This window comes from Citrobacter braakii, assembly GCF_002075345.1.
Lineage (GTDB): Bacteria > Pseudomonadota > Gammaproteobacteria > Enterobacterales > Enterobacteriaceae > Citrobacter > Citrobacter braakii.
The window spans coordinates 79,939-91,117 of record NZ_NAEW01000017.1 but is presented as its reverse complement, the minus strand read 5'-3'; the positions used below and the strand labels follow the sequence as shown (position 1 = coordinate 91,117).

The window sequence follows — 11,179 nt, the reverse complement described above, 5'->3', positions numbered from 1 at the left end:
CAGAATTTGCCTGGCGGCTGTAGCGCGGTGGTCCCACCTGACCCCATGCCGAACTCAGAAGTGAAACGCCGTAGCGCCGATGGTAGTGTGGGGTCTCCCCATGCGAGAGTAGGGAACTGCCAGGCATCAAATAAGTGAAGAAGCCCATCCTGCCGGATGGGCTTTTTTGCGTCTGTGCGGAATGAAAATCGCCGGATGCAGCGTACCATTTTATCCAGCCCATCATATTGTAACCGGTGTGCAGGCCTGAGAAGCGCAGCACACCAGGCTCTCCCGGCAGCACATTGCCTGTTACGCGAATGACGAATAGCATTCTCCTTTTTTCTTTACTGCACTAATCTACAGCAAGGAGCCGTGAAACTTTCTCAACTTGAGGATGCAGGCTCGACATTCGCATGATTCCTAGGTATCTTCAGCTATCTGGATGTCTAAACGTTTAAACGTATGTAGTGAGGTTATCAGGTTATGCCAATTCGCGTGCAGGACGAGCTACCCGCCGTCAATTTCTTGCGTGAGGAAAACGTCTTTGTGATGACGTCATCTCGCGCTTCTGGTCAGGAAATTCGTCCACTGAAGGTGCTCATCCTCAACCTGATGCCCAAGAAGATTGAAACGGAAAACCAGTTCCTGCGTTTACTCTCTAACTCACCGCTGCAGGTAGATGTTCAGCTATTGCGCATTGATGCCCGCGAGTCACGCAACACCCCTACGGAGCATCTGAATAACTTTTACTGTAATTTCGAGGATATCTGCGATCAGAACTTTGATGGACTGATCGTGACCGGCGCGCCGTTGGGTCTGGTTGAATTTAATGACGTGGCTTACTGGCCGCAGATTAAACAAGTGCTTGAATGGGCGAAAGATCATGTTACATCGACGCTCTTTGTCTGTTGGGCGGTGCAAGCCGCATTGAATATCCTGTACGGAATTCCCAAGCAAACCCGTACGGATAAACTCTCAGGCGTCTATGAGCACCATATTCTTCATCCTCATGCGCTGCTGACGCGTGGATTTGATGATGCGTTCCTGGCCCCGCATTCGCGCTATGCCGATTTTCCTGCTGCCCTTATCAGGGACTACACCGATCTCGAGATTTTTGCCGAAACAGAAGAGGGAGATGCCTACCTGTTTGCCAGCAAAGATAAACGTATCGCCTTCGTAACGGGCCATCCTGAGTATGACGCCCATACACTCGGCAGTGAATATTTTCGTGACGTCGAAGCGGGCTTAACGCCGGAAGTGCCCTATAACTACTTCCCAAAAGATGACCCGCAAAATAAACCGCGGGCAACCTGGCGTAGCCACGGCAATCTGTTGTTTACCAACTGGCTCAACTATTACGTTTACCAGATCACGCCATATGATCTGCGTCACATGAATCCAACGCTGGATTAATCTTCTGTAACAGACGATCCTTAAGCGTTTCAGCATGTTGAATCAGGCACCTTCGGGTGCCTTTTTTATTTCCGAAACGCACCTCACTGTGTAATTAAATTTTATCTATATTGTTATCAATAAGTTAATTGATAATTAAATTAAAAATGGAAATTGTTTTTGATTTTGAAATTTAAATGAGTAGTCTTAGTTGTGCTGAACGAAAACCGCACAACGATCCTTCGTTCGCATTGGGGATGTGTTTGGATCAATGACGAGGAACTACGCAATGAATCAACAGGCAACGACAACCGATGAACTGATCTTCACCAGGCCGCGTGGCGAACAGGAACAGCAGATTCTGACCGCTGAAGCGGTGGAGTTTCTGACCGAGCTGGTGACAAGATTTACGCCAAAGCGGAATAAACTTCTGGCTGCACGTATCCAGCAGCAGCAGGATATTGATGACGGTAAGTTGCCTGACTTTATTTCGGAAACAGCTTCCATTCGCGAAGGTAACTGGATAATTCGCGGTATTCCTGATGATTTACTGGATCGCCGTGTAGAGATTACCGGACCGGTTGAGCGCAAGATGGTTATCAACGCGCTGAACGCGAACGTCAAAGTCTTTATGGCTGATTTTGAAGATTCGCTGGCTCCTGAGTGGAGCAAAGTTATCGACGGGCAGATCAACTTGCGCGATGCAGTCAATGGCACCATTAGCTACACCAACGAAGCCGGTAAAATTTATCAACTCAAACCCAATCCGGCCCTGTTAGTGTGCCGCGTTCGCGGTCTGCACCTGCCGGAAAAACACGTCACCTGGCGTGGCGAATCGATCCCGGGCAGCCTGTTCGACTTTGCCCTCTATTTCTTCCACAACTACAAAACGTTGCTGGCAAAAGGCAGTGGCCCTTATTTCTATCTACCCAAAACGCAGGCCTGGCAAGAAGCGGCATGGTGGAGTGAAGTGTTCAGCTATGCAGAGGATCGCTTTAATCTGCCGCGCGGCACAATTAAAGCGACCCTGCTGATTGAAACGCTGCCAGCCGTTTTCCAGATGGACGAAATTCTGCACGCGCTGCGTGACCACATTGTGGGCCTGAACTGCGGTCGCTGGGACTACATTTTCAGTTATATCAAAACCCTGAAGAACCACCCGGATCGCGTGTTGCCGGACCGTCAGGTGGTGACGATGGATAAGCCATTCCTCAGTGCGTATTCGCGTCTGCTGATTAAAACCTGTCATAAACGCGGCGCGTTCGCGATGGGCGGCATGGCCGCGTTCATTCCCAGCAAAGATGTGGAACGTAACAACCAGGTTCTGACCAAGGTAAAAGCGGACAAAGCGCTGGAAGCCAATAACGGTCATGACGGCACCTGGATTGCCCATCCAGGACTCGCAGATACCGCAATGGCGGTGTTCAACGACGTACTCGGTGAAAACAAAAATCAGCTGTTTGTGACCCGTGAAGAAGATGCGCCGATTACCGCAGAACAATTGCTGGCACCCTGTGAAGGTGAGCGTACTGAAGAAGGCATGCGTGCCAACATTCGTGTCGCGGTGCAGTACATCGAAGCGTGGATCTCAGGTAATGGCTGCGTACCTATTTATGGTCTGATGGAAGATGCGGCCACCGCCGAAATCTCTCGTACCTCCATCTGGCAGTGGATCCACCACCAGAAAACGCTCAGCAACGGCAAACCGGTTACCAAACCGTTGTTCCGCCAGATGCTGGCCGAAGAGATGCTGGTGATTCAGGAGGAACTGGGCGAACACCGCTACAGCAGCGGGCGTTTTGACGACGCCGCGCGCCTGATGGAGCAAATCACTACCTCTGATGAACTGATCGATTTCTTAACCCTGCCGGGCTACCGCCTGCTGGCTTAACTCACCACATAACAATATGGAGCATCTGCACATGAAAACCCGTACTCAACAAATCGAAGAATTACAGCAAGAATGGACTCAACCGCGTTGGGAAGGAATCACCCGCCCCTACAGCGCGGAGGAAGTGGTGAAATTACGTGGCTCGGTCAACCCGGAATGCACGCTGGCGCAGCTTGGCGCGGCGAAAATGTGGCGTCTGCTACACGGCGAATCGAAGAAAGGTTATATCAACAGCCTCGGCGCGCTGACTGGTGGTCAGGCGCTGCAGCAAGCGAAAGCTGGTATTGAAGCGGTCTACCTTTCAGGCTGGCAGGTGGCGGCAGATGCCAACCTGGCGTCCAGCATGTATCCGGATCAATCGTTGTATCCAGCGAACTCCGTTCCGGCGGTGGTGGACAGGATCAACAACACATTCCGTCGAGCCGATCAGATCCAATGGTCAACTGGTATTGAGCCGAACGATCCGCGCTATGTGGATTACTTCCTGCCGATCGTTGCCGATGCGGAAGCGGGTTTTGGCGGGGTACTGAACGCGTTTGAACTGATGAAATCGATGATTGAGGCTGGTGCAGCGGCCGTTCACTTCGAAGATCAGCTCGCATCGGTGAAAAAATGTGGTCACATGGGCGGTAAAGTCCTGGTGCCGACTCAGGAAGCTATCCAGAAACTGGTGGCAGCCCGTCTGGCTGCAGACGTTATGGGCGTTCCGACGCTGGTGATTGCGCGTACCGATGCTGACGCAGCCGATCTGATTACGTCTGATTGCGACCCATACGATAGCGAGTTCATCACTGGCGAGCGTACCAGCGAAGGGTTCTACCGTACGCATGCGGGCATTGAGCAGGCGATCAGCCGTGGCCTGGCCTACGCACCGTATGCGGATCTGGTGTGGTGTGAAACCTCCACGCCGGACCTCGAACTGGCGAAGCGCTTTGCCGATGCTATTCATGCGAAATTCCCAGGCAAACTGCTGGCCTACAACTGTTCGCCATCGTTCAACTGGCAGAAAAACCTGGATGACAAAACCATTGCCAGCTTCCAGCAACAGCTGTCCGATATGGGTTACAAATACCAGTTCATTACGCTGGCGGGTATTCACAGCATGTGGTTCAACATGTTCGACCTCGCGCATTCCTATGCGCAGGGTGAAGGCATGCGCCACTACGTTGAGAAGGTTCAGCAGCCGGAATTTGCGGCGGCTAAAGACGGTTACACCTTCGTGTCCCATCAGCAGGAAGTAGGGACAGGCTACTTCGACAAAGTAACCACCATCATTCAGGGCGGCACTTCTTCAGTGACCGCGCTGACCGGCTCGACTGAAGAATCGCAGTTTTGATCAATGCCCGGTGGCGCTGCGCTTACCGGGCCTACGAAGGGATGTAGGCCGGATAAGCGAACGCGCCATCCGGCATGACATTGTGCCGGATGGGAGAAATTGATGACGCGTGGCCTGGAATTACTGATTGCTCAGACGATTTTGCAAGGTTTCGACGCCCAGTACGGGCGTTTTCTGGAAGTGACCTCCGGCGCGCAGCAGCGTTTTGAACATGCCGACTGGCACGCGGTTCAGCAGGCGATGAAAAGCCGTATCCACCTTTACGATCATCATGTGGGTCTGGTGGTGGAGCAACTGCGCTGCATTACTGATGGCAAAAGTACCGACGCGGATTTTTTACTTCGCGTGAAAGAGCATTACACCCGGCTATTGCCAGATTATCCACGCTTCGAGATTGCGGAGAGTTTCTTTAACTCCGTCTATTGCCGGTTATTTGACCACCGCTCGCTGACTCCCGAGCGACTGTTTATTTTCAGCTCTCAGCCAGAGCGCCGTTTTCGCACGATCCCACGCCCGTTGGCGAAAGACTTTTTTCCCGATACCGGCTGGGAGTGGCTGCTTACGCGCGTCCTCAGCGATCTGCCCTTGCGTCTGCCGTGGCAGAACAGACATCGGGATATCCACTACATCATCGAACACCTGACCGAAACGCTGGGGGCGGATCTGTTGCAGCGCAGTCATTTGCAGGTGGCGAACGAACTGTTTTATCGCAACAAGGCCGCCTGGCTGGTCGGGAAGTTGATTACCCCTTCCGGGACGCTGCCGTTTTTACTGCCAATTCACCGTACTGACGAGGGCGAACTGTTTGTCGATACCTGCCTGACCACAACGGCGGAAGCCAGTATCGTGTTTGGCTTCGCCCGCTCGTATTTTATGGTTTACGCCCCGCTGCCCGCCGCGTTAGTGGAGTGGCTGCGCGAGATCCTGCCCGGTAAAACCACCGCTGAATTGTATATGGCGATCGGCTGTCAGAAACACGCGAAGACCGAAAGTTACCGCGAATATCTGCTCTATCTTGCCCATTGCGATGAGCAATTTATCGAAGCGCCGGGGATCCGCGGCATGGTGATGCTGGTGTTTACCCTGCCGGGCTTCGACCGCGTCTTTAAAGTCATCAAAGACAAATTTGCGCCGCAAAAAGAGATGTCGGCCGCCCACGTCCGCGCCTGTTATCAACTGGTCAAGGAGCACGATCGTGTCGGACGGATGGCTGACACCCAAGAGTTCGAGAACTTTGTGCTGGATAAACGGCAAATCGATCCGTCGCTGATGGCGCTGTTGCTACAGGAAGCCCCGGAAAAAATTACCGATCTCGGCGAGCAGATTGTCATTCGCCATTTGTATATCGAACGACGGATGGTGCCGCTCAATATCTGGCTGGAGCAGGTCGAAGGCCAGCAACTGCGCGATGCAATTGAAGAGTACGGCAATGCCATTCGTCAGCTGGCCGCCGCCAATATTTTCCCCGGCGATATGCTGTTTAAGAACTTCGGCGTGACTCGCCACGGGCGCGTGGTGTTCTACGACTACGATGAAATTTGCTACATGACGGAGGTGAATTTCCGTCATATCCCACCGCCGCGTTACCCGGAAGATGAGATGAGCGCTGAACCGTGGTATAGCGTATCGCCGGGGGATGTCTTCCCGGAAGAGTTTCGTCACTGGCTATGCGCTGACCCGCGTATCGGGCCGCTATTTGAAGAGATGCATGCTGACCTGTTCAGTGCCGACTACTGGCGAGGTCTGCAAACGCGGATCCGTGAAGGACACGTGGAAGATGTTTACGCCTACCGGCGCAAACAGCGGTTTTGCATCAGATTTTCGGCTTGACGCCCGGCAACCCTTTCTTAACGAAATCCGCCGTATGCCAGCGTGACTTCTTTCGCCGCTTTGATCGCCATGGCGCCAAACTCGGTCACTCGATCGTCGGTAATGCGCGAAATGGGTCCGGAGATGGAAATAGCGGCAAACGGCTCGCGGTGTTCATCATAAATGCACGACGCCACGCAGCGCAGACCCAGCGCATGCTCCTCATCATCAAAGGAGTAGCCGCGCTTGCGCGTTTGGGCTAAATCCTCTTTCAGATGCACCGGCGACACCAGCGTGGCGTGGGTGTAAGCGTGCAGCCCTTTACGGTGCAGCAGGCCAGTCACCTGTTCTTCACTCAGTTGGGATAAAAACGCCTTACCCGCACCGGAGGCGTGCATCGGCAGTTTGCCGCCGATAGGCGCGGACATGCGCATCAGCTGGGTACACTGCACCTGGTCGATAATAATGGCCTGATGGTCGCTTTGATCTAATACGGCCAGGTTTACCGTCTCGCCGGAATCTTCCATCAGCTTGCGCAGGATCGGGTGGACAATCGCCAGCAAATTACGGCTTTGCAAAAAGCTGCTGCCGACGATAAACGCATGCGCACCCACGGCCCAGTGGCCTAATTCACCCACCTGACGGACAAATCCTTGCTGCTGCATGGTGGTCAACAAACGGTGAGTCGTGGAGTTTGGCAAACCGGCCTGCTGTGCCAGCTCGGTTAGTGCCACGCTGCCGTTGGATTCTGCAATCCACTCCAGTAGCTTCAGGCCGCGGGTCAGAGACTGAACCTGCCCGGTTGCAGGCGTAGTAGCTGCGGCGGGTTTTCTACCGCGTTTCGCGGGGATTGTGGCAACCATGGCGGACTCCTTTTCTGTATCGTGGAAATCATTTTCGTTTTATTCAATTATAATGCAAGAATTCCTGTACTGATCGGATGAGTGAAGCTGAACATGTCTCATGTTGGCCGTTGTTCTCTTTTCCACCTCTCAGGTTTGTGCCAGTATGGTCTGTTGAGTTTTTTTCGGTCTGGTTGAGCGTTGTCGGGAGCGAGTGTGAGCAGCAAAGTTGAACAATTACGTCAGCAGTTAAATGAACGTATTCTGGTGCTGGACGGCGGTATGGGCACCATGATCCAGGGATATCGTCTGAGCGAAGAGGATTTCCGCGGCGAACGCTTTGCCGCCTGGCCGTGCGATCTGAAAGGCAATAACGACCTGTTGGTGCTCAGCAAACCTGAGGTGATCGCCGCCATCCATAACGCCTATTTTGAGGCGGGCGCGGATATCATCGAAACCAACACCTTTAACTCCACGACGATCGCCATGGCGGATTACCAGATGGAATCCCTGTCGGCGGAAATCAACTTTGCAGCAGCCAAACTGGCGCGCGCGGCGGCAGACGAATGGACGACACGCACACCGGAAAAACCGCGCTATGTCGCGGGCGTGCTTGGCCCAACCAACCGTACGGCGTCTATCTCGCCTGACGTCAACGACCCGGCTTACCGCAATATTACCTTTGATCAGCTGGTGGCCGCCTACCGTGAATCCACCAAAGCGCTGGTGGAAGGTGGCAGCGACATGATCCTGATTGAAACCGTCTTCGATACCCTGAACGCCAAAGCCGCTATTTTCGCGGTTAAAACCGAGTTTGAAGCGCTGGGCGTTGAGTTGCCGATTATGCTCTCCGGCACCATCACCGATGCTTCCGGGCGTACGCTCTCCGGTCAGACAACCGAAGCGTTCTATAACTCACTGCGCCACGCCGATGCGCTGACCTTCGGTCTGAACTGCGCCTTAGGCCCGGACGAGTTGCGCCAGTACGTGCAGGAGCTGTCGCGCATTGCCGAATGCTACGTTACCGCGCACCCGAACGCCGGGTTGCCGAACGCCTTTGGCGAATACGATCTTGATGCAGACACCATGGCGGCGCAAATACGCGAGTGGGCGCAAGCGGGCTTCCTCAACGTGGTCGGCGGCTGCTGCGGCACCACGCCGGAACACATCGCCGCGATGAGCCGCGCAGTGGAAGGCTTGCCGCCGCGCCGCTTGCCGGAAATCCCGGTAGCCTGCCGTCTGTCTGGCCTTGAACCGTTGAATATTGGCGACGATAGCCTGTTTGTGAACGTCGGCGAGCGTACCAACGTCACCGGTTCGGCGAAATTTAAGCGACTGATCAAAGAAGAGAAATACAACGAAGCGCTGGATGTCGCCCGTCAGCAGGTGGAAAGCGGCGCACAGATTATCGATATCAACATGGATGAGGGGATGCTCGACGCCGAAGCGGCGATGGTGCGTTTTCTCAACCTTATCGCCGGTGAGCCGGATATCGCCCGCGTGCCGATTATGATCGACTCCTCAAAATGGGACGTCATCGAAAAAGGGCTGAAGTGCATTCAGGGTAAAGGCATCGTTAACTCCATCTCTATGAAAGAGGGGGTTGAGACCTTTATCCACCACGCGAAGTTGCTGCGACGCTACGGTGCCGCAGTGGTGGTGATGGCCTTTGACGAGCAGGGGCAGGCCGACACCCGTGTGCGTAAAATTGAGATTTGCCGGCGGGCGTACAAAATTCTTACCGAAGAGGTAGGCTTCCCGCCGGAAGACATCATCTTCGACCCGAACATCTTTGCGGTCGCGACCGGGATTGATGAGCACAACAACTACGCCCAGGACTTTATCGGTGCCTGTGAGGACATCAAACGCGAACTACCGCACGCGCTGATCTCCGGCGGCGTCTCCAACGTGTCGTTCTCCTTCCGTGGTAACGACCCGGTTCGTGAAGCCATTCACGCGGTATTCCTTTACTACGCCATTCGCAACGGCATGGACATGGGGATCGTCAACGCCGGACAACTGGCGATCTACGACGACCTGCCCGCCGAGCTGCGCGATGCGGTTGAAGATGTGATCCTCAACCGTCGTGACGATGGCACCGAGCGTCTGCTGGAGCTGGCTGAGAAATATCGCGGTAGCAAAACTGATGACACTGCCAATGCCCAGATGGCGGAATGGCGCAGTTGGGACGTGAAAAAGCGCCTCGAATATTCGCTGGTGAAAGGCATTACCGAATTTATTGAGCAGGATACTGAAGAAGCTCGCCAGCAGGCCGCGCGTCCGATCGAGGTGATTGAAGGGCCGCTGATGGACGGGATGAACGTGGTTGGCGATCTGTTTGGCGAGGGCAAAATGTTCCTGCCGCAGGTGGTGAAATCCGCCCGCGTGATGAAGCAGGCGGTGGCCTACCTCGAACCGTATATTGAGGCCAGCAAAGAGAAAGGCTCCAGCAACGGCAAGATGGTCATTGCTACCGTGAAAGGCGATGTGCACGATATCGGCAAAAACATCGTTGGTGTGGTGCTGCAATGTAACAACTACGAAATCGTCGATCTTGGCGTGATGGTGCCAGCGGAGAAAATCCTCAGAACGGCACGTGAAGTGAATGCCGATCTGATTGGTCTTTCCGGGCTGATTACCCCGTCGCTGGACGAAATGGTCAACGTGGCGAAAGAGATGGAGCGTCAGGGGTTCACTATTCCGTTGCTGATTGGCGGCGCGACCACCTCAAAAGCGCACACGGCGGTGAAAATAGAGCAGAACTACAGTGGTCCGACGGTTTATGTGCAGAACGCCTCGCGTACCGTTGGCGTAGTCGCCGCACTCCTCTCTGACACTCAGCGCGATGACTTTGTCGCCCGTACGCGTAAAGAGTACGAAACCGTGCGTATCCAGCATGCGCGTAAGAAACCGCGGACCCCACCAGTAACGTTACAGGCTGCCCGCGACAACGATCTTGCCTTCGACTGGGAAAACTACACGCCGCCAGTGGCGCACCGCCTCGGCGTACAGAGCGTTGAAGCCAGCATCGAAACGCTGCGCAACTACATCGACTGGACGCCGTTCTTTATGACCTGGTCGCTGGCCGGGAAATACCCGCGCATCCTCGAAGATGAGGTGGTGGGAGAAGAGGCGAAACGTCTGTTCAAAGACGCCAATGACATGCTGGATAAACTCAGCGCTGAGAAGACCCTGAATCCGCGCGGTGTGGTGGGCTTGTTCCCGGCTAACCGCGTGGGGGACGACATCGAGATTTACCGTGACGAGACGCGTACGCACGTCATCAACGTCAGTCATCACCTGCGCCAGCAGACGGAAAAAGTCGGTTTCGCCAACTACTGCCTGTCTGACTTTGTTGCGCCGAAACTGAGTGGCAAAGCGGATTACATCGGTGCTTTCGCAGTTACCGGCGGTCTGGAGGAAGATGCACTGGCGGACGCCTTCGAAGCCCAGCATGACGACTACAACAAGATCATGGTGAAAGCGATCGCCGACCGCCTGGCGGAAGCGTTCGCTGAATATCTGCACGAGCGCGTGCGTAAAGTCTACTGGGGCTATGCGGCGAATGAGAACCTCAGCAACGAGGAGCTGATCCGCGAAAACTACCAGGGAATTCGCCCGGCACCGGGCTATCCGGCTTGCCCGGAACACACCGAAAAGGCCACCATCTGGGAACTGCTGGATGTAGAAGCGCACACCGGAATGAAGCTCACCGAATCCTTCGCGATGTGGCCAGGTGCGTCGGTTTCCGGCTGGTATTTCAGTCATCCAGACAGCAAGTACTACGCCGTGGCGCAAATCCAGCGCGATCAGGTTGAAGATTACGCCTTCCGTAAAGGCATGAGCGTGGCGGAAGTCGAACGTTGGTTAGCGCCTAATCTGGGCTATGACGCTGACTGATTCACAAAACTGTCATCTTTATTTACA

General features: G+C 54.4%; 6 protein-coding genes and 1 rRNA gene. 6 read left to right on the top strand and 1 reads right to left on the bottom strand.

Translation table 11 applies throughout. The features are described from left to right. Nucleotides 1-9: 9 nt before the first annotated feature. The 5 genes from rrf to aceK all read left to right on the top strand — a co-directional run bounded on the left by rrf (nucleotide 10) and on the right by aceK (nucleotide 6,431). Nucleotides 10-125: ribosomal RNA gene (rrf, locus tag BZK42_RS23090) — 5S ribosomal RNA — on the top strand. 340 nt (nucleotides 126-465) lie between these two features. Beyond that, the gene (gene metA, locus BZK42_RS23085) at nucleotides 466-1,395 is read left to right on the top strand and encodes a homoserine O-acetyltransferase MetA (RefSeq protein WP_016155321.1); all 930 of its coding nucleotides are present in this window, start codon (nucleotides 466-468) and stop codon (nucleotides 1,393-1,395) included. A gap of 268 nt (nucleotides 1,396-1,663) precedes the next feature. After that, nucleotides 1,664-3,265 carry a malate synthase A gene (gene aceB, locus BZK42_RS23080; protein ID WP_080860375.1) on the top strand — a complete coding sequence of 534 codons (1,602 nt, stop codon included), beginning with the start codon at nucleotides 1,664-1,666 and terminating at the stop codon, nucleotides 3,263-3,265. A gap of 31 nt (nucleotides 3,266-3,296) precedes the next feature. Next, entirely contained in the window at nucleotides 3,297-4,601 is a 1,305-nt protein-coding gene (aceA, locus tag BZK42_RS23075) for an isocitrate lyase (RefSeq protein WP_049268477.1), read from the top strand. A 102-nt stretch (nucleotides 4,602-4,703) separates the two neighbouring features. After that, a complete protein-coding gene (gene aceK / locus BZK42_RS23070; RefSeq protein WP_080860373.1) occupies nucleotides 4,704-6,431 on the top strand; it encodes a bifunctional isocitrate dehydrogenase kinase/phosphatase in 1,728 nt (575 codons plus the stop codon). 17 nt (nucleotides 6,432-6,448) lie between these two features. Here the strand turns inward: aceK and iclR are convergent, their stop codons facing one another. Next, complete coding sequence (gene iclR, locus BZK42_RS23065; protein ID WP_047357748.1) at nucleotides 6,449-7,273, bottom strand: glyoxylate bypass operon transcriptional repressor IclR; 825 nt, start codon at nucleotides 7,271-7,273, stop codon at nucleotides 6,449-6,451. 195 nt (nucleotides 7,274-7,468) lie between these two features. On the opposite strand from iclR, the gene metH reads away from it, so the two are divergent. After that, nucleotides 7,469-11,152, top strand: a complete 3,684-nt coding sequence (gene metH, locus BZK42_RS23060) for a methionine synthase (protein WP_080860371.1) — start codon at nucleotides 7,469-7,471, stop codon at nucleotides 11,150-11,152. Nucleotides 11,153-11,179 lie beyond the last annotated feature (27 nt).